This window comes from Streptomyces sp. NPDC005566, from assembly GCF_040605575.1.
Lineage (GTDB): Bacteria > Actinomycetota > Actinomycetes > Streptomycetales > Streptomycetaceae > Streptomyces.
The window spans coordinates 230,381-252,767 of the sequence record NZ_JBEXDB010000001.1; the positions used below are offsets into that span (position 1 = coordinate 230,381).

22 protein-coding genes are annotated in these 22,387 nt (G+C 72.1%); 16 read left to right on the forward strand and 6 right to left on the reverse strand.

The genetic code is table 11. The features are described from left to right. Positions 1-270 precede the first annotated feature (270 nt). Positions 271-477 carry a hypothetical protein gene (locus ABZS61_RS01095; RefSeq protein WP_356414182.1) on the reverse strand — a complete coding sequence of 69 codons (207 nt, stop codon included), beginning with the start codon at positions 475-477 and terminating at the stop codon, positions 271-273. A gap of 714 nt (positions 478-1,191) precedes the next feature. Between ABZS61_RS01095 and ABZS61_RS01100 the strand changes: the two genes are divergently transcribed. From ABZS61_RS01100 to ABZS61_RS01135, 8 genes are all read left to right on the forward strand, one after another. After that, positions 1,192-2,550 (forward strand): hypothetical protein, encoded by a 1,359-nt coding sequence (locus ABZS61_RS01100; protein ID WP_356415118.1) that lies wholly within the window; start codon positions 1,192-1,194, stop codon positions 2,548-2,550. A 471-nt stretch (positions 2,551-3,021) separates the two neighbouring features. Continuing rightward, a complete protein-coding gene (locus ABZS61_RS01105) occupies positions 3,022-3,975 on the forward strand; it encodes an ABC transporter ATP-binding protein (RefSeq protein WP_356414185.1) in 954 nt (317 codons plus the stop codon). Further along, positions 3,975-4,697: an ABC transporter permease gene (locus ABZS61_RS01110; RefSeq protein WP_356414188.1), complete on the forward strand. Its 723-nt coding sequence runs from the start codon at positions 3,975-3,977 to the stop codon at positions 4,695-4,697. Before ABZS61_RS01105 ends, ABZS61_RS01110 begins: the two co-directional genes overlap by 1 nt. An 11-nt stretch (positions 4,698-4,708) precedes the next feature. Continuing rightward, complete coding sequence (locus ABZS61_RS01115) at positions 4,709-5,869, forward strand: sensor histidine kinase (RefSeq protein ID WP_356414191.1); 1,161 nt, start codon at positions 4,709-4,711, stop codon at positions 5,867-5,869. A 390-nt stretch (positions 5,870-6,259) separates the two neighbouring features. Continuing rightward, positions 6,260-7,774, forward strand: coding sequence for an MFS transporter (locus tag ABZS61_RS01120; protein ID WP_356414194.1), 1,515 nt, complete (start codon positions 6,260-6,262; stop codon positions 7,772-7,774). A gap of 106 nt (positions 7,775-7,880) precedes the next feature. Next, positions 7,881-8,537 carry a class I SAM-dependent methyltransferase gene (locus ABZS61_RS01125; RefSeq protein ID WP_356414198.1) on the forward strand — a complete coding sequence of 219 codons (657 nt, stop codon included), beginning with the start codon at positions 7,881-7,883 and terminating at the stop codon, positions 8,535-8,537. 22 nt (positions 8,538-8,559) lie between these two features. Beyond that, positions 8,560-9,510, forward strand: a complete 951-nt coding sequence (locus ABZS61_RS01130) for an N-acetylmuramoyl-L-alanine amidase (protein ID WP_356414201.1) — start codon at positions 8,560-8,562, stop codon at positions 9,508-9,510. Between the two features lie 188 nt (positions 9,511-9,698). Next, a complete protein-coding gene (locus tag ABZS61_RS01135) occupies positions 9,699-10,526 on the forward strand; it encodes a hypothetical protein (RefSeq protein WP_356414204.1) in 828 nt (275 codons plus the stop codon). A gap of 66 nt (positions 10,527-10,592) precedes the next feature. Here the strand turns inward: ABZS61_RS01135 and ABZS61_RS01140 are convergent, their stop codons facing one another. Together ABZS61_RS01140 and ABZS61_RS01145 are read right to left on the reverse strand one after the other, a co-directional pair. Continuing rightward, complete coding sequence (locus ABZS61_RS01140) at positions 10,593-11,372, reverse strand: maleylpyruvate isomerase family mycothiol-dependent enzyme (RefSeq protein WP_356414207.1); 780 nt, start codon at positions 11,370-11,372, stop codon at positions 10,593-10,595. Positions 11,373-11,411: 39 nt separating this feature from the next. After that, positions 11,412-11,972, reverse strand: coding sequence for a hypothetical protein (locus ABZS61_RS01145; protein ID WP_356414210.1), 561 nt, complete (start codon positions 11,970-11,972; stop codon positions 11,412-11,414). 140 nt (positions 11,973-12,112) lie between these two features. Between ABZS61_RS01145 and ABZS61_RS01150 the strand changes: the two genes are divergently transcribed. After that, positions 12,113-12,406, forward strand: coding sequence for a hypothetical protein (locus ABZS61_RS01150; RefSeq protein WP_356414213.1), 294 nt, complete (start codon positions 12,113-12,115; stop codon positions 12,404-12,406). A gap of 16 nt (positions 12,407-12,422) precedes the next feature. Here the strand turns inward: ABZS61_RS01150 and ABZS61_RS01155 are convergent, their stop codons facing one another. From ABZS61_RS01155 to ABZS61_RS01165, 3 genes are read right to left on the reverse strand one after another with little or no spacing between them, the layout of a single operon-like run. Further along, on the reverse strand, positions 12,423-13,496 hold the full coding sequence (locus ABZS61_RS01155) for a prenyltransferase (protein ID WP_356414216.1): 1,074 nt from the start codon (positions 13,494-13,496) through the stop codon (positions 12,423-12,425). Continuing rightward, positions 13,493-14,224 carry a methyltransferase domain-containing protein gene (locus ABZS61_RS01160; protein ID WP_329211574.1) on the reverse strand — a complete coding sequence of 244 codons (732 nt, stop codon included), beginning with the start codon at positions 14,222-14,224 and terminating at the stop codon, positions 13,493-13,495. The genes ABZS61_RS01155 and ABZS61_RS01160 overlap by 4 nt, the downstream gene beginning before the upstream one ends. 52 nt (positions 14,225-14,276) lie before the next feature. Continuing rightward, a complete protein-coding gene (locus ABZS61_RS01165) occupies positions 14,277-15,590 on the reverse strand; it encodes a glycosyltransferase family 4 protein (protein WP_356414220.1) in 1,314 nt (437 codons plus the stop codon). Between the two features lie 340 nt (positions 15,591-15,930). Between ABZS61_RS01165 and ABZS61_RS01170 the strand changes: the two genes are divergently transcribed. The 7 genes from ABZS61_RS01170 to ABZS61_RS01200 all read left to right on the forward strand — a co-directional run bounded on the left by ABZS61_RS01170 (position 15,931) and on the right by ABZS61_RS01200 (position 22,359). Further along, on the forward strand, positions 15,931-16,551 hold the full coding sequence (locus tag ABZS61_RS01170; RefSeq protein ID WP_356414223.1) for a TetR family transcriptional regulator: 621 nt from the start codon (positions 15,931-15,933) through the stop codon (positions 16,549-16,551). Between the two features lie 139 nt (positions 16,552-16,690). Continuing rightward, positions 16,691-17,920: a substrate-binding domain-containing protein gene (locus tag ABZS61_RS01175; protein WP_356414226.1), complete on the forward strand. Its 1,230-nt coding sequence runs from the start codon at positions 16,691-16,693 to the stop codon at positions 17,918-17,920. A 3-nt stretch (positions 17,921-17,923) separates the two neighbouring features. Further along, positions 17,924-18,715, forward strand: coding sequence for an ABC transporter ATP-binding protein (locus ABZS61_RS01180; protein ID WP_356414229.1), 792 nt, complete (start codon positions 17,924-17,926; stop codon positions 18,713-18,715). Beyond that, positions 18,712-19,461, forward strand: a complete 750-nt coding sequence (locus tag ABZS61_RS01185; protein ID WP_356414232.1) for an ABC transporter ATP-binding protein — start codon at positions 18,712-18,714, stop codon at positions 19,459-19,461. The genes ABZS61_RS01180 and ABZS61_RS01185 overlap by 4 nt, the downstream gene beginning before the upstream one ends. After that, entirely contained in the window at positions 19,461-20,348 is an 888-nt protein-coding gene (locus tag ABZS61_RS01190) for a branched-chain amino acid ABC transporter permease (RefSeq protein ID WP_356414235.1), read from the forward strand. The genes ABZS61_RS01185 and ABZS61_RS01190 overlap by 1 nt, the downstream gene beginning before the upstream one ends. Then, a complete protein-coding gene (locus ABZS61_RS01195; protein ID WP_356414238.1) occupies positions 20,345-21,451 on the forward strand; it encodes a branched-chain amino acid ABC transporter permease in 1,107 nt (368 codons plus the stop codon). Before ABZS61_RS01190 ends, ABZS61_RS01195 begins: the two co-directional genes overlap by 4 nt. Further along, positions 21,448-22,359: an alpha/beta hydrolase gene (locus tag ABZS61_RS01200; RefSeq protein WP_356414241.1), complete on the forward strand. Its 912-nt coding sequence runs from the start codon at positions 21,448-21,450 to the stop codon at positions 22,357-22,359. Before ABZS61_RS01195 ends, ABZS61_RS01200 begins: the two co-directional genes overlap by 4 nt. Positions 22,360-22,387 lie beyond the last annotated feature (28 nt).

Here is a 22,387-nt window from a genome sequence, read left to right on the forward strand (position 1 = left end):
GGAAAGGCTACCTGCCCTCCGTGCCCCGTCGGCCATGGCTGCGGACACCCGTGCGGGCGGACCGGCAGCCGGTGTCAATCGTTACTTCACGAGGTCGGCGCGGAGGTCGCCGGGGACCGGGTCGGCGGAGGTGACGCCGGGGCCGAGGTACCAGGTCTCGTCCGAGACGTCCTTGGCACGGGTGCCGACGTCCTTCGGTTTGCCCGCGTCCTTCTTCAGGTGCGTGGGGATGGCCGCGTCGGCCCTCGGAGGGGGTGCGGCCGACGGGCTTCACCCCGAGCGGGACGACGTCGCCGAACTCGTCCTCGCCGCGCCGCGGGAGTCCTTGCCGCCCGTGGCGACAGCGGCCTTCTTGTCGCCATGGGCGACGGCGGCGGCCGGACCGCCCGATGCGTCGTCTCCCCCGCATGCCGAGAGGGAGAGTGCGGCAGCCACTGCCAGGCCTACAGCGGCGGATCCGCGGCGTCGGAGGGACATCACGTGCTCCGGTTGAAGATCACGCAGGGAATTCTTAGGAGCGCCTCACCTTGGTCACGCGTGTCACCGCGGTGCACAGTCACCCCCTTCCCCTCAGCCGAATCCGAACATCGCCACCCTTACGTGTGAAGTGCGATGGCTCGTGTTGTTCGGCAGGAAGTGCGAAAACTAGCTTCGGTTGCCGGAGGTGACCGAACCATGACTGCCTGTGTCATCGAGAACAAGTCCATGGGGGCCTCGGGGGCTGCCGCGACGGACGGACCCGTACCGGAAGAAGCCGCTGAGCCGGACGACCCGGCGGAGCCCGAGAAACCCCGCAGAACCGGCATGACCGGCGGAACCGACCCGGCCGGCGGGCCCGCACCCGCCGCCGAGTCCTACGAGAGCACCGCGCCGGGCGGTACCGGCAACGCCGCCGCCCCCGCTGCCCGGGGCGTGGCGCCCGGAACCGCGGACCGGCTCCCCGGGGCGCACACGCCCCCCGGTACAGGCGCGGCAGGCGTGTCCGCCGCCGCGGGTGCGCCGCTCGGGATCGGCATCTCCCTCGGGACGTACGGGCCGCGCGGGACCGGCATGACGTCGGGGACGTACGGGCCGCGCGGGACCGGCATGACGTCGGGGACGTACGCCCCGCCCGGGACCGGCACGACGGGGACGTACGCCCCGCCCGGGACCGGCACGGCCCCGGGAACGTACGCGACCCTCGGGACAGGCGTGTCCCTGGCGCCCGGTGGGACGGACAGCACCCCCAGCACTCCCAGGCCCACCGAGGGCACCCGGAGCGCCGCCACCTCCGGCAGCAGGGGCGAGGAGCACGGCCCGGCCGGAACGCCCGGAACACCCGGTGGCACCGATGCCGCAGACGGGAGCGGCGAGCCCGCCGCTCCCCCGGCACCGCCCCGGGGCGCCGCACCGGCCGCATCCGGCCACCGCGCAGCGCCCTCCGCCCCGCCCCGTACGGAAACGCCCGTACGCTGCCTGCCGCCCGTCCTCACCATCGCCGCGGACCGTTCGTACGCGGCGCGGCTCACCAGCGCCGCCGCCACCTCCGATCCCGCCTGGTTCCCGGAACGCTGGACGCTCGACGGCCCCGAGCCCTACGCCGTTCCCCTGCCCCTCGGCCAGCCGGAGGAGCCGGACTCCGAAGTGCTGCCGCTCTCCGACGGGCGGGTACTGATCCGGCGGCGAGTGGCGGACCGGCACACGTTCTCACTGCTCTATCCGACCGGTCCCGGCACCGGTGAACTTCCGCTGGGCGCCATCGAATGCGGGGACCTGTCGCTCCTGCCGCCGTCACCGGACGGCGTGAGCGCCTACGCCCTGCTCCCCGGCGAACGCAGTACCGGCGTCTGGCTGGTCGCGGGCGGCGCCTTCGGCCCCGAGCACGTCGCCGATGTGCCGGGCCACTGCTCGGGCGGGACCTGGCTCGACCGCGAGGGGCGACTGCTCGCGCTGGACCGGCAGTTGCCCGGCGGCGGGCCGGTGAAGGCGGTGGCCGTGGACCTGGGGCGGGGCGGCGAGGTGACGCCGTTGCTGCAGATCGCGCCGGAGAGCAACGACCGGCTGCTGCTCGCCGATGCGGACAGCGGGCTGCTGCTGCTCCGTTCGGACGCGCCCGGTCACGACCGCCTCGGCTGGGGTGTGCTGGGCAGCTGCCTGCCGGTGCGATTCCCGGAGTGCCTGCGCCCGGCGGACGTGGCCGTGACGCCGTTCGCCGTTCAGCCGGGCCAGGTGCTGATGCCGGAGAGCTGCGCGGTGGCATTGCGGATCGACGGAGCCGCGGGCAGCTGGGTGGGCGTCTGGCGTCCGGCGGGACGACGGCTGCACCATCTCGCCGCGCCGGAGGGCTGGTTGACCGGTTCCGGCTTCTGGAGTCGGGAGGGGGTGCTCCACCTGCCGTACGAGCAGACCGGTGCGCCGTGCGGCGTGGCACTGCTGGACGCCCCGGCCGACGACGTTCACGGAGTGGGCGCGAACGGAACGCAACCATCCGTGGAGGCTGTGCCTCCTGCTGTGTGCAGGCCCGTCCCGCTGGGCCGGGCGCCTCTCACCGGGCGCCGGGTACCTGGATAAACTCTGACCAGGGCTACGCAGCCGTTCCGCGTGGGTGCCGACGGTGACCACGTCGGGTGGCGGTGGCGGGGCTTGCGACACACACGTAAGCGATAGCAACGGGGTGACTTCCCACATGTCTGAAGCCCGAACCGACACGACCCAGACGCGTTCGCCGGGGGCGGACGCCGCACGGGCCGAAGCCGGCGGCTCCGGAAAGCACCGAGGGGGTGCGTCGGCGGAGAACACGAGCGTGCAGCCGCACGGCCGTCACCGCCGTCCCTCCGAAGGGGGTGGCGGAGCGGCAGCCTGATCCGCGCCGCACGGGGAAGAGGGCCGTCACAGCCGCGAGGCTGTGGCGGCCCTCTGTTCTGCCCTGCCGGCGCCACCCGGACCGACCACCAACACCGCTGCTCCCCATGACATTTGTCATCGCGGACTCCATACACGCGCCCCTGCCGTCCGCACGCCGTGCTCCGTAGCGTCGTGGTCATGACGCAGACAACGGGGACCACGACGAGCGGACCCGCGGTGGTCTTCACCGCGGTGGTCAAGACGTTCGGCAGGGCGGAACGCACCGTCCGGGCCGTGGACGGCATCGATCTGACCGTCGGGAGGGGCGAGACCGTGGCCCTGCTGGGCCGTAACGGCGCGGGCAAGTCCACAGCCATCAGCCTCCTGCTCGGGCTCGACGACCCCGACACCGGTACGGTGCAGCTCTTCGGCCGCAGTCCCGACCGGGCGGTGCGGGCCGGACTGGTCGGTGCCATGCTCCAGGACGGGCGCCCGATCCCCCGGGTGACCGTGCGCGAGCTGATCACCTTCGTCGCGTCCACCTATCCCCATCCGATGCCGGTGGCCGAAGCGCTCACCCTCGCGGGAGTCGCGGAGTACGCGGACCGGCGCATCGACAAGCTCTCCGGCGGCCAGACCCAGCGCGTCCGTTTCGCCGTCGCGCTGGCCGGCAATCCGCAACTGGTCGTGCTGGACGAACCGACCGCGGCCCTGGACGTGGAGGCTCGCCGGGCGTTCTGGGACTCCATGAGGTCCTTCGCGGGGCGCGGCAACACCGTCCTGTTCTCCACGCACTACCTGGAGGAGGCCGACGAGAACGCCGACCGGATCGTGGTCATCGACCACGGCCGGATCGTCGCGGACGGCAACGGCGACCTGATCAGGCGTTCCGCGGGCGGCAGCCTGGTCTCCTTCGACCTGGTCGGCCGGACGGCCGGAGGCCTGGAGTCGCTGCCGGGAGTCGTGGGCGTCGAGGTGCGCGGGGACCGGGCCCTGCTGCGTACGGAGGACTCGGACGCGACCGTCGTCGAACTGGCCAGGATCGGGGCCGTACGCGGTCTCCAGGTCACCAGGGCCACGCTTCAGGACGCTTTCCTCGCCCTGACCGCGCCTGCGGACCGGGCCGCCGACCACCACAAGGAGACCGTGTGATGTTCCCGTACATCGTGCTCGAGATCCGGCGGACCCTGCGCGACAGCGTGTTCCTCGTCTTCGGGACCGGCATGCCCGTGATGATGTACCTCCTCTTCACCAACCTCGGCGGGGCCGGCGACTACGGCGACTGGAAGGCCGCGTCGATGGTCGGTATGGCCGCGTACGGGGCGCTCGGGTCGGCCATGGCCATCGGTACGGGCATCGCGTCCGACAAGTCCCTCGGCTGGCTGCAGCAGTTGCGGATCACGCCGCTGGACCCGGGCCGTGCCGTGGCGGGCCGCGCGATCAGCGGATCGGTGACGGTACTGCCGACCATCCTGGCCGTTCTGCTCGCGGGTGCGCTGGTCAACGGGGTACGGCTGGCGGCCTGGCAGTGGGTCGCACTGGTGCTGATGCTGTGGATCGGCGCGCTGCCGTTCACCCTGCTCGGCATCGGCAACGGCTACCGGCTCACCCCGCAGGGCACGGGTGTGGTCAATGTGGCCTGCCTGATGGGTTTCGCGATCGTCGGCGGACTGTGGTTCCCGCTCTCGGAGTTCCCCGGATGGGTACGCTCCATCGGCGAGTTCACCCCCGCCCACGGGTTCGCGGACCTCGGCTGGGCAACCGTCGCCGGCCATGCGCCGGGCGCCGGGTCGGTCACCGTACTCGCCGCGTGGCTGCTGCTGTTCGGCGGATACGCCATGATCTCCTACCGTCGGTCCGCGAGAACCGTGTGAAGGAAGCGATGATGGCGCGCACAGGAAAGAAGCCCCGGCGTCCCCGGCCGCCCGGCCCCTACGCCCTGGTGCCCTGGCTGCTGATGGGGCTCGGCGCGTTCTCCAACCTGTGGCAGGGCGAGTCGCCGAACCCCTGGGTCGGCGGCCTCGGCCTCCTCGCCTTCAACTCCCTCTACATCGCGGTGGTGTTCCGGGGGTTCAACCGGACCACGCGGAACAGCCCCACCTCGTACGCACTGCTGGCCGCGATGGGCGTGATCACCTTCGGTCTGGCCATCGGCTACGGCGGCAGCTGGCTGCTGTTCTTCCCGCTGCTCTCCCTGGCCTGCGGCACGATCCTGCGGGGCAAGCAGCTGGGGGCGGCTCTGATCCTCCTCGCCGCGTGCGCGGTGACCGTCGCCGTATGGCGCGGCGACCACGTGTCGGAGCCGTGGACGATCGGCTACGGCACGTTCCTCTCCGGTGCTGTGACGGCCGCGATCCTCACCCTGTCGGAGACGGTGACGGAACTGCGGGCGACCCGGCAGGAACTGGCCCGCAGCGCGGTGGAGAAGGAACGGCTGCGCTTCTCGCGCGACCTGCACGATCTGCTGGGGCACACGCTGTCGGTCATCGTCATCAAGTCGGAGGCCGCGCGCAGGCTCGCGCCACGCGACATCGACGCCGCACTCGCTCAGGTCACCGACATCGAGTCCGTCGGCCGCCAGGCGCTCACCGAGATCCGTGAGGCGGTGACGGGGTACCGCGAGGGAAGCCTCGCCACCGAGCTGGACCGGGCGAGGTCCGCACTGACCGCCGCCGGTATCGAGCCGGTGGTACGCCGCTCGGGCCCGCCGCTCACCCCGCAGACGGATGCGCTCCTCGGCTGGGTGGCGCGGGAGGCGGTCACCAACGTCGTACGGCACAGCGGCGCGACCCGCTGCGTGTTCGTGGTCGCGTCCACGTCCGAACGGGTCCGGCTCACCGTGACGGACGACGGCCGCGGTCCGGGCGAGGAGCGGGGCACGGGGCCGGCCGGTGGCACCGGTCTGAAGGGCCTGGCCGAACGGCTCGCCGCCGCGGGCGGCTCCCTGGAGTCGGGCCCCGCGCCACAGGGCGGCTTCGCCGTGGCCGCGGAGCTGCCCGTGGACACGGCTCCGCACGGCGACCCGTGTACCGCGCCGAGCCCGTGAACGAGATGCCGCAGGCAGGCCCTCGGGCACGGGCAGCCACCGGCGGCCCATCGGCCCACCGTGCAGGGGACGGTCGTCATCCGGATCGTGGAGCATCGGGAGAATGACGCCGGTGAGTTCTGAGCGCGCCTGCCTGATTCGGGGACGACGGACCGATACCCAGGTGGCGCCGCCCCCGGGACCCACCCGCCGGTGAAGCATCCGGGCCCCCGGGGGCCTGCCCCGGTGACGCCACCGGCTTTCTCCGTTCACCGGGATACAGCGGCGGAATACAGCGGAGACACGAAAGCGTTCAGGGTGCACACACTTGGTGGTCGGTGCTGCCCGTCGGCGCGCTGCCGCATGCTCTTCCCCGCTCTTCCCCCGAACCCCTGCCCGGAGGCCCCACGTATGCGACGGACGAAAACCGAACAGCAGGCCGGGGCGCTCCCCGACCCGCGCAGGGGCCGGTCGGGCGGCGTCGTGCCCGTGCTGGCGTTCGCGGGGATCACCGTCGCGGTGATGCAGACCCTGCTCGTCCCCGTCATCAAGGACCTGCCGGCCCTCCTCGACACCGACCCGGCCAATGCGACCTGGGTGATGACGGCGACACTGCTCGCCGGAGCCGTCTCGACGCCGATCATGGGGCGGCTCGGTGACCTCTACGGCAAGCGGCGGATGCTGCTCGCCAGCCTCGCCGTGATGGTGGTCGGCTCCCTGGTCTGCGCGACCACCGACGATCTCGTGGTCATGATCGTCGGCCGTGCGCTCCAGGGCTTCGCCATGGGCGCCATTCCGCTCGGCATCGGCATCATGCGTGACGTACTGCCCCGCGAGAAGCTCGGCTCGGCGATGGCCCTGATGAGCTCCTCGATCGGGGTGGGCGGCGGGCTCGCCCTGCCCGCCGCGGCGCTGATAGCCCAGCACGCCGACTGGCACACGCTCTTCCTCGGCTCGGCCGTGCTCGGGGTGGTGGCCATGGGCCTCACCGCCCTCGTCGTGCCCGAGCCCTCGCTGCGTGCGGCCGGGCGCTTCGATCTCGTCGGTGCGCTGGGGCTCTCGCTCGGCCTGGTCTGTCTGCTGCTCCCCGTCACCAAGGGCGGCGACTGGGGCTGGACCTCGCCCGTCACGCTCGGGCTGATCGCGGCTTCCCTGGTGATCCTGGTGCTGTGGGGGGTCTTCGAGCTGCGCAGCCCGGCTCCGCTGGTCGATCTGCGGACCAGCGCCCGCCGTGAGGTGCTGCTCACCAACCTTGCCTCGATCATGGTCGGGGTCGCCTTCTACGCGGTCTCGCTGGTCCTGCCGCAGCTGTTGCAGCTGCCCACGTCGACCGGCTACGGGCTCGGGCAGTCGATGGTGGTCGCGGGGCTGTGCGTGGCTCCGCTGGGCCTGACGATGATGTTCGTGGCGCCGCTGTACGCCCGGCTCTCCGCCCGCCGCGGCCCGAAGGCCACCCTGATGCTCGGCCTGCTGATCATCGCGATCGGCTACGGGGCGGGGCTCGGCCTGATGAGCGCCGCCTGGCAGACCGTGGTGATCGCGGTGGTGCTCGGGGCCGGGATCGGACTCGCGTACTCCTCGCTCCCCGCACTGATCATCGGGGCCGTCGACGCGTCCGAGACGGGCGCGGCCAACGGCCTGAACACGCTGATGCGGTCGATCGGCACCTCGCTGTCGAGTGCGGTCATCGGCATGGTGCTCGCGAACACCTCGGTGCGCATGGGGTCGGTGGAGGTGCCCACCATGGAGGGCTTCCGGACCTCGTTCGTGATCGCGACGGGCGCCGTGCTGATCGGTCTGCTGCTGGCCGCGTTCCTGCCGTCGCAGCGGCCCGCGCGTCCGGTCCTGCTGGCGAGCAGTGCGGGCGACGCGCTCGCCGCGGCCGCCGCCGACGGCGTCCCGGCCCCGGCGCCCGTGCGCCCCTGACCTGCCAGGAACCGCGCAGCCGCACGCACGCCCCCGCCGACGGCACCGGCGGGGGCGTGCGGCACGATGGGGCGCCGATCGATGCCGCACCACCTGGAGGAAGCCCGTGACCGCCGAGTCCGCCGTCGCACCCGAGCCGGAGGTCCTCGCCGCCTTCGAGGCCGCCAAGGGCTTCATGCCGCTGCGCGAGGGACTCGCGCTGTACGCCGCGGCGGCCGGGGCGGCCGCGCTCGGGCTCCCGCTCCTCGAGGTGGGCACGTACTGCGGGCGCTCCACTGTCCTGCTCGCCGACGCCGCCCGCGCGGCCGGCGTGACCGTGCTCACGGTCGACCACCACCGGGGCAGCGAGGAGCAGCAGCCCGGCTGGGAGTACCACGACCCGTCGGTCGTGGACCCGGAGATCGGCCTCATGGATACGCTCCCGTCCTTCCGCAGGACCCTGTACAGGGCGGGTCTGGAGGAGCACGTGGTGGCGCTCGTCGGGCGGTCGCCGCAGGTCGCGGCCGTCTGGGGCGGCAAGCTCGGCTTCGTCTTCATCGACGGCGGGCACACCGACGAGCACGCGAACGGTGACTACGAGGGCTGGGCCCCTCATGTCGCCGACGGCGGGCTGCTCGTGATCCACGATGTGTTCCCGGACCCGGCGGACGGCGGCCAGGCCCCGTACCGCGTCCACCAACGGGCTTTGTCCTCCGGTGCGTTCACGGAGATCTCGGTCACGGACTCCCTGCGTGTACTGCGGCGTACGGGACCGGGGATCTGAGGGTCACGGATAGCATCGCGACGTGCTCTACGACGACAGCGTTCCTCCCCCCGCACCGCGCGTCGCCGCGCCCCGCAGGCCCGTGCTCGCCGCCGTGGTGCTGGCGTCCGTCTGCCTGACCGCCTCGGGGTGCGGGGGCGACGGCGGTCCCGCTCCCGGGCAGGCGCAGCCCCTGCCCGGGAGCAGCGCGGCCGAGCCGTCCGGGGCCGGGTCCGCGTCCCCCTCCCCGTCCGCAGCGGAGTCGCGGAGCCCCTCCCCCGCGGCGTCCGGGTCCGTCTCCGTGAAGCCTCTGCCGAAGGGGCCGCTCACGGGCAGGACCGTGGTGATCGACCCGGGGCACAACCCCCGCAACCGCGACCGCACGGCCGAGATCAACCGCCAGGTGGACATCGGTACGGGGCACAAGGAGTGCGACACCACGGGCACCGCCACCAACTCCGGTTACGCGGAAGCCCGGTTCACCCTCGACGTCTCGCGCCGGCTGCGTACGCTGCTGGAGGCCCAGGGCGCGAAGGTCGTCCTCACCCAGGACGACGACCGCCCGTTCGGCCCGTGCGTCGACGAGCGGGCCCGGATCGGCAACGAGGCCCGCGCCGATGCCGTCGTCTCCGTCCACGCGGACGGTTCCGCGGCCGGTAACCGGGGCTTTCATGTGATCCTCCCCGCATCGGTGCGCGGCGGTGCCGCGGACACGGCGAAAATCGTGGCTCCGTCGCGCGATCTCGGCGAACGGATCGCGGGAAAGTTCGTCCGCATTACCGGAAGCGCGCCCTCCAATTACATCGGCGGCAATACGGGGTTGGACACCCGCAAGGATCTCGGCGGCCTGAATCTGTCGACCGTGCCCAAAGTGTTCGTCGAATGCGGCAATATGCGTGACCCGAAGGACGCCGCTCTGCTCACGAGCGCGGACTGGCGTCAGAAGGCGGCACTCGGCATCGCCGAGGGCATCAGCAGCTACCTCAAGCGGTAGAACTGCGGTGATAGTGGCGAGACATTGGGGGGATAGTCCGTCCGAGGTCCGGGCAGGCACACAACCCGCCCGGGCAGACGATAGATTCATCCGTACGATGGGGAGCCGCCCCCGAGCTTCGCGCCGTACCCGCCGTTCAGGCGGCATCGACGACCGCCCCGACGAGACGACCGACTAAGGACCTTCACGTGAATATCCGCTCCCTCACTCGAGGCGACGGCGTGGTGATCGGAGCAGCGGTCGTGCTGTTCATCGCCTCTTTCCTCGACCTCTTCGGCGTCGACTGCCCCTCCGGCGTCGACTGCTCCGGCTTCAGCTCGAACGCCTGGGACACGCTTTCGCTCCTGATGGGCATCTACCTGGCCGGCATCATCGGTGCGGCGCTGCTGATCGTGAGCCGCTCCATGCCGGGCCGCAAGGTCGTGGGGCTCGACCTCGGTCAGTTCGGCACCGCCTTCACGGTGTTCGCGCTGTGGACCATGTTCTGGACGATCATCGACGCCAGCAACGCGGGCGCCGGTCTGATCCTCGGGCTGCTGGCGACCATCGCGCTGGCAGGCGGCGCGGTGGCCACCCCGCTGGTTCCCGCCCTCAAGGCCCCGCTCATGGGCGCCCCGCGCCCCGCGCAGGCCGTTCAGCCGCCGTACGGCGCACAGCCGCAGCCCGGCCAGGGCTACGGCTACCCCGGTGGTCAGCCGCAGCCGTACGGTGCGCAGCCGGGCCAGCCCCAGCCGTACGGTGCACAGCCGGGCCAGCCCGGTCAGCCGGACCCGCAGCAGGCGGCGCAGGCTCCCCAGGGCGGCGGAGCACCGGCCGGTGACTTCACGCCGTTCTGGTTCGCCGTGCCGGTGGCCCGTCCGCTGTACGGCGAGGACGGCGCACCGAACCCGATCGCGGAACTCGCGCCGGGTACCTGGTACCTCGCGGTCGAGCAGCGTGGTCCGGGCCTCATCGCCCAGACGCAGGACGGCCGTCGTGGCGTCCTGCAGGACACGACGGGCATCCAGCGCGGCTGAGTCGTCCCGCACACGGTCAGCGGCCCCCGCCCGGATGGGTGGGGGCCGCTGTCGTACGGGAACAGCTCAGCCGAACGACGACCGTTCCAGCCAGAAGTCCAGCAGGTCCCTGTCCCCCAGCACTTCCAGCCCTCCCTCGTCCGGCTTCTGCCGCCGGTTGAACGCCAGCATGAGCTCGGTCAGCGGGCCGCGCAGGGCCACCGTCGCCTTCTCGTGGGCCCGGCGCCAGGTGAAGCCCTCCTCCCCGAACTCGATCAGCCACTCGGCACCCGGCACGTCCGTGGCGTGCAGGTGCAAGGAGCGGCCTCCGCCGCGCAGTTCGGCCGCCTCGGGGTCGCCCTCGGCCTGGGAGAAGGCGACGATCTGCAGCCACTCGTCGATCGTGTCGGCCGCCACGTCGGGTACCACCTCGTACACGGTTCCCGTCGTCAGGGCCGCGTCCGCGCGGTGGACGACGGTCTCGTGCACCATGCGGCGGGCCCAGAAGGCCGTCCGCTGCTCCCACGCCCACGTCCAGACGGCCGTGTCGGGACCGGCCTCGCGCAGGGCGGCCACGGTCGCGGCGGCTCCTTCGGCCAGCCAGGTGTCGAGCGCCCCCGGGTCGTCGTCGCCGGGTCCTTCGGCGTTCGGTACCTGCTCGTCGGGGATCTCTTCGGTGGCCCGGGTGCGGACGATCTCGCCGGCCCAGCGGTGGGCTCCCCCGACGTGGACGACGAGATCGCGCAGACTCCAGTCGGGGCACGTGGGGACTCGCGCGGTCAGGTCCGCACCTTTGACCGCTGCTCTCAACGCGTCTGTCTGGCGCAGGATTTCGTCGCAGTACTGGTCATGCGCAAGGGAGGTCATCCTGGCACCCTAATGCGGTGCGCAGGTCTCTCACCTGGATTATCCGCCGAGTTGAGAAGTGGACGGGATCTTGTCCGTCACCTCGGCACCCGCGCTCTTTCCCGCGTCCTTGATGCTGTTGATGACGTTCTCGAAGGCGCCGACGTCGCCGGCACCCGCTTCGCCCTTGGCGAATTTGGTGGCCATCCCCTTGAGCGATGCGATTCCGGCCGTCAGCGGTGCCACGGCCTTCGACAGGAGCGGATCGCCCTTGGCGTTGTCCGCCGCGGCCTTGAGCCTGTTGTACGCGAACGCGCCCGCAAGGCCCGCCTTGACGACGGCAATCGTCCGCCCGTCGGCGCCCTTCTTGAACCTGCCCGCGCGATAGGGCTTCACGATCCACTGGTAGGCGGCTCCGGCCGCCAGTCCCGCGTTGGCCACGAACCGTGCCTTGGCGTACTTCTGGGCCTCTGCCGAGGTCGTGGGGCTCGCTGTCGCACTGCTGCTCGTGTCGCTGCTCGCGCCGGTGTCCGAATCGCCGCAGGCGGTGCCGCCCACGAGCACGGTGCAGGACAGCAGCAACGCCACGAGCAGCCGGCGGAGCGGGACGGAACGGGGCACGGCGGGCCTCCCTGACCGGGCGTCTCACGGCGAGTGACGCGGCTCGGCACTCGCCGCCAGGCTCGCCCGTGCGGGGGCGGGCCGCCACTCGGCACACGCCGTACGGGTTTCACTCACCGTAAAGCGGCAATCCGGAGAGCATGTCTCCCAGAACAGGCACAGGAAGCAGTACCGCCGCACGACTCATCGCCGTCGTCGCGGACATCATGGCGTTCATCATCATTCTGTGGATCCTGATGTACCTGCTCGACGCCAACCGGGCCAACGACCTGGTGGAGTTCGTCCAGGACTCGGCCCGCTGGTTGGCCGGGTGGTCGTACGACCTGTTCACCTTCGACGAAGCGTGGGCGCGGGTCGTCACGGGCTACGGTCTGGCCGCAGTCGTCTACCTCTTCATCGGGCACGCCGTGGCGGGCCGGATCCGCCGCTTCTAGTGGTCCCCAGCAGTCCCTAGCCGCAGCAGTCGGGTTCCAGACCCGTCGGCAGCCGTTCGCCGCTGAAGACCGCGGTGGTCGCCTCGTCCCCACCGAGCGCGGCCACCGCGAGCAGCAGTGAACCCACGGTCCACGTGGTGAGTTCCTCGGGCCAGAAGGCCCGCTCGCCCTTGAAGACGTATCCCGTCCAGTACATGCCGCCCTCGGCGCGCAGGTGCTGGACGGACTGCAGGATCTCCAGTGCCCGGTCGGACTCCCCGGTCACCCAGAGCGCAAGCGCCAGTTCACAGCTCTCGCCGCCCGTCACCCAGGGGTTGGGCAGCACACAGCGCACCCCGAGGCCGGGCACGACGAAGCGGTCCCAGCCCTCCTCGATCCGCTTGGTCGCGGCGGGCCCGGTGAGCGCTCCGCCGAGGACCGGGTAGTACCAGTCCATCGAGTAGCGGTCCTTGTCCAGGAAGCGCTCGGGGTGGTTGCGGATCGCGTGGCCGAGCGCTCCGGCCGCCAGCTCCCAGTCGGGCTGCGGCTCCTCGCGCTGTTCGGCGAGGGCCAGGGCGCAGCGCAGCGCCTGGTGGATGGAGGAGGAGCCGGTCAGCAGGGCGTCGGTGACGGGGGTGCCGTCGGGTTCGCGCTTCCAGCCGATCTGGCCGCCGGGCTGCTGCAGTCGCAGCACGAACTCGATGGCGGCGTAGACCGTCGGCCACATCCGGTCGGCGAACGCGTCGTCACCGGTGGCGAGGTAGTGGTGCCAGACGCCGACGGCCACGTAGGCACAGAAGTTGGTCTCGCGGCCGAGGTCGGTGGGCTGCTCGGGGTCGCCGTCGTGGTAGGCGGCGTACCAGGAGCCGTCCTCGTTCTGATGACGGGCCAGCCACGCGTAGGCGCGTGCCGCGGCCTCGTGCTCACCGGCCGCGTCGAGGGCCATCGCGGCCTCGGTGTGGTCCCACGGGTCGAGGTGGTGGCCGCGGAACCAGGGCAGGGCCCCGTCCTCGCGCTGCACGGCGCGCAGCGCGGCCACGGACTCGGCGGCCTGTTCGGCGGTGAGGACTCCGGGCAGGACGAGGTGCTCGGTCCGTTCAGGTGTGCTCACGCCTCGGCCTTCGGGAGGTGCGGCTTGGTCGCGTACGCCACGAAACTCTTGCCGACTACGGGGTTGAGCAGTTGCTCGGCGACCCGGGTGGCCATCGGCTTCTTCATGATGTCCCAGACCAGCAGCTTGTGGTAGGCGCGCACCGGCAGCGCCTTGTCGTTGTCGACGCCGAAGGCGCACTTGAGCCACCAGTAGGGGCTGTGCAGCGCGTGTGCGTGGTGGGTGCCGTAGGGCTTGAGTCCGGCCTCGCGGATCCTGCCGAGCAGCTCGTCGGCCTTGTAGATCCGGATGTGCCCGCCCTCGACCTCGTGGTACGCGTCGGAGAGCGTCCAGCAGATCTTCTCGGGGCCGTAGCGGGGCACGGTGATCGCGATCCGGCCGCCGGGCTTCAGCACTCGGACCATCTCGGCGAGCACGCCCTTGTCGTCGGGGATGTGCTCCATCACCTCGGAGATGATCACGACGTCGAAGGAGTCGTCGGGGAACGGCAGGTTGAGCGCGTCACCCTCCATGGCGGTGGCCGTGGCACCCTCGGGGGCCTCCCCGGCCTCCTTCATCGCGGCGAACCACTTCGCGACCTCGCGGATCTCCTCGCCGTTCTGGTCGAGAGCCACCACCTGGGCGCCGCGCCGGTAGCACTCGAAGGCGTGACGGCCTGCGCCGCAGCCCAGATCGAGCACCCGGTCGCCTGCGGCGAGCGGGAAGCGGGTGAAGTCGACGGTCAGCACGAGGGCCTGCCTTCGAGGTCGGAGGTACGGGGTCCGGGGGCAGCGGCGGAGGTCACCTGCGGGCTCTCCTGGCGGCGATCGCCTGACGGTACAGCTCGGCGGTGCCGAGGGCCGCCCTGGCCCAGGTGAAGTTGGCGAGCACCCGTGCACGGCCTGCCGCACCCAGGCGGGCGCGCAGCTCCGGGTCGCCGAGCAGCCGGCCGAGTGCGGCGGCCAGGGCCCCGGCGTCGCCGGGAGGCACGGCGAGGCAGGTCTCCCCGTCGGGCCCCGCGACCTCGGGGATGGCGCCGCCGGTCGTGGCGACGAGCGGGGTGCCGGTGGCCATGGCCTCGGCGGCGGGGAGGGAGAAGCCCTCGTACAGCGACGGGACACAGGAGATCTGGGCGCTGCGGACGAGGCCGACGAGTTCGGCGTCGCTGATGCCCTTGACGAACTCGACGGCGTCCTGGAGTCCGTAGCGCTCGATGGCCTGGGCTACGGGTCCGTCCTCGGCCCGCTTGCCGACGACCACGAGGTGCGCGTGCGGGTTCTCGGTACGGAGCTTGGCGAGGGCCTCGACGAGGTGGACGAGGCCCTTGAGCGGGACGTCGGCGCTGGAGGTGGTGACGATCCGGCCGGGCACCTCGGCGACCGAGGGGTCGGGTGACCACAGGTCGGTGTCGGCGCCGATGTGCACGACCCGGACGCGGTCCGGGCGTACCCCGAGGTGTTCGACGATCTCCTGCTGGGAGGAGCCGGACACGGTGAGGACGGACGGCAGCCGGCGGGCGACGCGCTTCTGCATGCGCGTGAAGGCGTACCAGCGGCGTACGGAGAGCCGGCGGAAGCCGGATTGCGCGGCGTCCAGGTCGAGTCGACGGTCGACGGTGATCGGGTGGTGGATCGTCGTGACGAGGGGGGCGCCGAGGTCGCCGAGCAGGCCGTAGCCGAGCGTCTGGTTGTCGTGCACGATGTCGAAGTCGCCGCGGCGGGCCAGGAGATGGCGCCGGGCGCGCAGGCTGAAGGTGAGGGGTTCGGGGAAGCCGCCGGTCCACATGGTGGCGACCTCGGCGAGGTCGATCCAGTCGCGGTACTCGCCTCGTCCCGGGGTGCGGAACGGGTCGGGCTGCCGGTACAGGTCGAGGCTGGGCAGCTCGGTGAGCGGAACGCCTTCGTCGAGCACGGGGTAGGGCTGGGCGCCGATCACTTCGACGCTGTGGCCGAGCCGGGCCAGTTCGCGGCCGAGGTGGCGCACGTACACGCCCTGCCCGCCGCAGAAGGGGTTGCCCTTGTAGGTCAGCAAGGCGATGCGCAACGGACGGTCACTGTCGGTGTCCGATGCGCCGCTGCCCGTGAAGGGGCCTGACTCTATGGCCTCAGCGGTCACACTCGGCCCCCTTCTCACTGCGTTTTCGCCGGAGCGTAACCGGTCGCGCTAATCTAGAACAAGTTTCAGACTCGGTCGTTCAACCAGCACCGAATCTACCGGCAGGTAGCGTCGGTGTGACGGCCGCATCAGGTGATTCGCGCCACGGCGGGCGCCCTGGCATGCTGTGCGCCCCCGGAGGCCGGTGCCCACCGGACGAGGAACCGGTTCCCTTCTCCGCGGACCGACCGGCTGCGCAGGTCAGCGGCGTCGGCAGCGGCGCCGGTCCCCACGGCCCGGACCGGCGGTGCGAACCAGCGTGCCGCCCTCCGGTGCGGACGGAAGCCTTGGATGGGGACAGATGACAGCGGAACCCGGACCGGCAGCGCCTCCCCTGACGGAACGCCAGGAGGCACGCCGCCGCCGCATTCTGCAGGCGGGCGCGCAGCTCGCCGGCCGGGGCGGTTTCGAGGCCGTGCAGATGCGCGAGGTGGCGGACGCCGCCGGGGTCGCCCTGGGAACGCTCTACCGCTACTTCCCCTCCAAGATCCATCTGCTGGTCGCCGTCATGCAGGACCGGCTCCAGCATCTGCACCTCACGCTCCGTAAGCGGCCGCCCGCCGGGGACGACGCCGCCGAGCGGGTCGCCGAGACCCTGATGCGGGCCTTCCGGGCGCTCCAGCGCGAACCGGATCTCGCGGATGCGATGGTCCGGGCGCTGACGTTCGCCGACCGCGGTGCGAGCACGGAGGTGGATGCCGTCTCGCGTCTGACGACGGCGATCGTCGTGGACGCGATGGGGCTGGAGAACCCCACCCAGGAGCAGCTGGCCGTGGTCCGCGTCATCGAGCACACCTGGTACTCGGCGCTGATCACCTGGCTGTCGGGACGGGCGTCGATCGCGCAGGTGAGGGGTGACATCGAGACGGTGTGCCGGCTGGTCGGCCCGTCGGCTCCGGAACGCGGCACCGCCGGGCGCTGAGCGGCACGGCCCGGCACCCCATGTACGGCACCCACACGGTGCACCCGTCAGGTGAGGTGCCCTGCACCATGTCGACGGCGCCACGGTGTTCGTACGGTTCGGCCGACATCACCCGAACCATGCCGAGGAGCCGGTCCCCATGCGTCGCAGAGCCGAAGGCACCGTCCAGCACAGAACCCTGACCGCGACCGCGCTGGCGGCCGCCGGCCTGCTCCTGGTGGGATGCACCGCCGCGGGGCAGGCGGGCAGCGACTCCGCCGGAGGGGAGGACGAGACCGTCAAGGTGGGCCTGGTCTACTCCCGCACCGGACTGCTCGCCGCGTACGGGAAGCAGTACCGCGACGGGTTCATGGCGGGCCTCGACCACGCCACCCAGGGCACCGGCAAGGTCGACGGCCACACCATCGAGGTCACCGAGCAGGACGACGCGGGCGACCCCGGCAAGGCCGTCTCGGCCGCGAAGAACCTGATCGGCAAGGGCTACAAGGTGCTGGCCGGCACCACCGACTCCGGCGTCGCCCTCCAGATGGCCCCGCTGGCCGCACAGAACAAGGTGCTGTACGTGAACGGCCCGGCCGCCACGGATGCCGTGACCGGGATCAACGAGTACACCTTCCGCTCGGGCCGGCAGTCCTACCAGGACATCCTCACCGCGGGCACGATGCTCGGCGACGCCGCGGGCAAGAAGGTCACCGTCCTGGCTCAGGACTCCACCTTCGGCCAGGCCAATGTCGCCGCGGTCAAGGCGGTGCTCGGCGCGAAGGGCGCGACGGTCGGCTCCGTCCTGGCCCCGCCCAGCGCCACGGATCTGACCCCGTTCGCCCGGCAGGTCAAAGCCGGCGGCCCCGACCTGGTCTTCGTCGCCTGGGCCGGAGCGACCGCCCCCGCCCTGTGGACGGCCCTCGACCAGCAGGGGGTGCTGACCGCGAGCAAGGTCGTCACCGGACTCGCGGGAACGGCCTCGTACCCGGTCTTCGGAGCCGCCGGGGCCAAGGTCTCCTTCCTCGCGCACTACTTCCCCGGCGCGGGCGGCGGGAACGCCGTGGAGAAGGCCATGCTCGACGGGGTCACGAAGGCGGGCGGCACCCCCGACCTGTTCACCCCGGACGGTTTCACCGCGGCGCAGATGATCGTGCAGGCCGTCAAGGAGGGCAGTGCGACCGACACCGCCGCCATGGTGAAGGCCCTGGAGGGCTGGACGTTCGACGGTGTGAAGGGCCAGGAGCAGATCCGCGCGGAGGACCACGCGCTGGTTCAGCCGATGTTCGTGGCCAGACTGAACGGGAAGGGCGCCACCGCCGAACCCGAGCTGCTGAGCACGCAGCCCAAGGACGCGGTCGCACCGCCCGTGAAGCCCTCGGCGGGCTGAGCGGTGACGGCACCCGGCACCATCACCGCGCACGACGAGGGAGCGCGTACGCGTGCTCCCGTGCTCCGACTGGACGGTCTCGGCTGGAGCGTCGGCGGGGCGACGATCCTCGAGGACATCACACTGAGCGTCCGCGAAGGCGAGTTCCTTGCCTTCATCGGCCCCAACGGGGCAGGAAAGACCTCCCTGTTCAACCTGATCAGCGGACTGAACCCGCCGACCGGGGGAACCCTCGCGCTGGACGGTACGGACATCACGGGGCTGCCCGTGCACACCCGCGCGCAGCGCGGGATCGGCCGGACGTTCCAGACCTCCAGCCTCTGGCCGCAGATGACGGTGGCCGAGCACATCAGGCTGGCCGCACAGGCCCGCCACGGCGGCTCGTACCGGCTGTGGCGGCGCGCTTCCCCGTACACCGCCGAGGTGACCGGCGTACTGGAGCGCACCGGTCTCGGCCACCGCGCCCGGGCGACGGCCGCGGAGCTGTCCCACGGCGAGAAGCGCAAGCTGGAACTGGCGGTGCTGCTGGTGGGTGAGCCCCGGCTGATGCTGCTCGACGAGCCGATGGCCGGGGTGAGCGCGGAGGAGGTCCCGGCGCTCACCGAGCTGATCCGCACCCTGCACCGGGACGAGGGCCGCACCGTCCTCATGGTCGAGCACCACATGGACGTCCTGCTGGGTCTCGCCGACCGGCTCGCCGTGATGCACCACGGCCGGCTGCTGGCGCTGGACACCCCGCAGGCCGTGACCGCCGACCCGGTCGTCCAGCAGGCGTACCTCGGGGAGGGACTGTGACGTCCGACCCGAACGTCCTGCTCGCCGTGCGGGACCTGCGGGTCCTCATCGGCGGCAGGCACATCCTGCACGGCGTCGACCTGGACGTGGCACGCCACGGGGTGACCGCGCTGCTCGGCCGCAACGGCGCAGGGAAGACCACGACCGTGCGCGGCATCCTCGGTCTCGTCCCGCGCGCCGGGAGCGTGCGGCTCGACGGCGAGGAGACCGTGGCGATGCCCACGCACACACTGGTCCGGCGGGGCATCGGGTACGCCCCCGAGGACCGCGGGATCTTCGCCGGGCTGACCGTGGCGGAGAACCTTCGGCTGGCCGAGCGCCGCGGCGCTGGCGAGCCCGCCTATGCCCTGGTGCATGAACTCTTCCCCGAACTGAAACTCCGAGAACGGCAGTTGGCCGGGACACTCTCCGGCGGCCAGCAGCAGATGGTGGCCATCGGCCGCACCCTGCTCAACGGCAACCGGCTGATCATCGCCGACGAGCCCACCAAGGGCCTGGCGCCGAAGGTGGTCACCGAGGTGGCCGGAGTGCTGGAACGGGCGGCGGAGGCCGTGCCCGTCCTGCTGGTGGAGCAGAACCTCGCCGTCGTACGGCGCCTCGCCGAGCACTGCGTGGTGCTCGCCGACGGCCGGACGGCCCACCGGGGCACGGCGGACGGGCTGCTCGGCGACGCGGAGGCGACCCGCCGGCTGCTCGGCGTCGGACAGGGCCCGCTCACCACACACCCCGCGGAGGCGGATTCCTGATGTCCACCATCGTGCTGCTCACCATGACCGGTCTCGGTCTGGGTGCGCTCTACTTCCTCATCGCGTCCGGGCTCTCGCTGATCTTCGGCCTGATGGACGTGCTCAACTTCGCCCACGGCGCGCTCCTTTCCATCGGCGCCTACGGCACCTGGTGGGCGGCCTCCGGGAACCTGCCCGGCGCGGATGCCGGCGGCTGGGGCTTCGTCCTCGCCGTGCTGTTCGGTACGGCGGTGGGCACCCTCGCGGCCGTACTGCTCGAACTGGCCGTCGTACGCCCCCTCTACACCCGGCCGCGCGAGCAGGTGCTCGCCACGGTCGGCGTGGGACTCGCCGTCCCCGCCCTCCTGTCGGGCATCTGGGGTTCGGACGCCCGGACCTTCCCCGGACCGCAGGCACTGTCAGGCACCTTCGGCCTGCTGGGCGCCGAGGTCCCCGTCAACCGGCTCGTCCTGATCGCGGCGGCGGTGCTCGTCCTGGTGGCGCTGCGCCTCTTCCTCGGCCGGACCCGGCACGGCCTGGTCGTGCGGGCCGGGGTGGAGGACCGGGCGATGGTGACCGCGCTCGGCATCGACGTCCGCAGGGCGTTCACCCTCGTCTTCGCGATCGGCGGCTGCGCCGCCGCACTCGGCGGGGCGCTCGGCGGGCTGTACTTCGGCTCGGTCGACCCCCGTCAGGGCACCTCGCTGCTGATCTTCGCGTTCGTCGTGGTGGTCACCGGAGGCATGGGGTCGGTGACCGGCGCCGCAGTGGCCGCCGTGGTCATCGGCCTGGTCCAGCAGTTCGCCAACTACTACACCGCAGCGGGCCTCGGCGACCTGGCCGTCGTCGTCCTGCTCGCCGCGCTGCTGCTCGTCCGGCCGCGCGGACTGACCGGGAGGCTCGCGTGAGTACCGCCACCCAGACACCCGACCGTACGGACGGCGGACCGGCGCCCACCGCGCCCCCGGCCTCCGGGAGGGCCACCCGGCTGCTGCGCCGGTGGCCGGCCGCCGTGCTGGTGCTCCTGGTCGTCGCGCCGTTCAGCGCGCTTCCCCTCCCGGGCCTGCTGGACGGACCGGTCGGCAGCCCGGGAAGTCTCCAACTCCTCGCCACCTGCCTGCTGTTCGGGGCCCTTGCGACGGGCTACGACCTGCTGCTCGGCCGTACGGGCCTGCTCTCCTTCGGGCATGCGCTGTACTTCGCGGCGGGCAGCTACGCCACCAACATGTTCCTGCTGGAGGCGGGCCTGCCGTTCGCCGTCGCCGCCGTGCTGGGCGTGTGCTTCGGAATCGCGCTCGCCCTCGTGCTGGGGTCGGTGAGCCTGCGGGTCACGGGCATCGGCTTCTCGATGGTGACACTCGCCTTCGCCCAGGCGGGCTCGATCCTGGTCTCCCGCAACCCCGGCGGATTCACCGGCGGCGAGGAGGGCCGGGCGGCTCCTGCGGAGCTGCTGCCGTCCTCACTGGTCGGCATCGACAACACCGCGAACCTCTACTGGATCGCTCTCGCCTACCTCGTCCTCACCCTCGGCGTCGTCCACTGGGCGGTCCGCTCCCCCACCGGACGGGTCTGGGAAGGCATCAAGGAGAACGAACGCCGGGTGGAGGTCCTGGGCCTGAAACCGTACGGGTTCAAGCTGACCGCCTTCGTACTGGCGGGGGCGCTGGCGGCGGTCGGCGGCCTCGTCCACCTGCTGCTCACCGGCGGATCCACCCCGCAGACGACCACCTCCGACTTCACTCTCTCGCTGCTGGTGATGGTGGTCCTGGGCGGGTCCGGCACCCGCTGGGGGCCGATGGTCGGCGGCATCCTCTACACCTGGGCGGACCACCGGCTCGGCGACCTCGCCGGGTCGGGAGCGGTCGCCGACCTGCCCGCCGTGCTGCGCGTGCCGCTCTCCCAGCCGCTGTTCCTGCTCGGGGTGCTGTTCGTGGCCGTGGTACACCTGCTGCCCGGCGGCCTGGCCCGTCTGCCGTCCCGTCTGCGCCGACCCCGTAAGGAGAACCCGTGACACCGTACGAGGAGATACGTGTCCCCGTGACCGGCGGCGAACTGGCAGCGCTGCGCTGGCCCGCCCGGGACCCCGGCGCTCCGGTGGTCGTGGCCCTCCACGGCATCACCGCCAACGCGCTCTCCTGGGGCGCCGTGGCGGGGGTGCTCGCGGGCCGCGCCACCCTGGTCGCCCCCGATCTGCGCGGCCGCGGCGCGAGTGCCGCACTGCCCGGCCCGTACGGCATCGCCGCGCACGCGGACGACGCCGCCGCACTGGCCGGGGCGCTCGGCCGGGACCGGGTGGTGCTGGCCGGCCACTCGATGGGCGCGTTCGTGGCGGCGCTGGCCGCCGTACGGCATCCGGGCCGCTTCGGTCCGCTGGTGCTCGTGGACGGCGGATTCGGCTTCCCCGCCCCCACGCACCTGTCCGCGGACGAGCTGCTGACGGCCGTGATCGGCCCGGCCATGGACCGTCTGTCGATGACGTTCTCCGACCGCGCCGCGTACCGGGCCTTCTGGCAGGCCCACCCGGCGTTCCAGGGCGACGCCTGGTCGCCGGAGGTGGACGCGTACATCCAGCGCGATCTGACGGGCGAGGAGCCCGCGCTGCGGTCGAGCTGCCGGCTGGAGGCGGTCCGCACGGACGGCATGGGCCTGTTCGAGGACGAGGTGCTGTCGGCGGTACGCACACTCCAGGAGCCGGCCACGCTGTTGTGGGCGGAGCGCGGCCTGATGAACGAGGAGCAGGGCCTGTACGACGCGACGCGACTGGCAGCGGCGGGACTCTCCGGCACGGGGGTCCGGGCGGTACGGATCGACGGCGTCAACCACTACACGGTGCTCACGGGTGAGCCGGGGGCCACCCGGATCGCCGAGAGTCTGCTGGCGGATGCCGGACCGAACGGGCGGGAGACGTCCGGCGGTTGAGAGCAGGATCCGCACCCCGGGCGGCCCG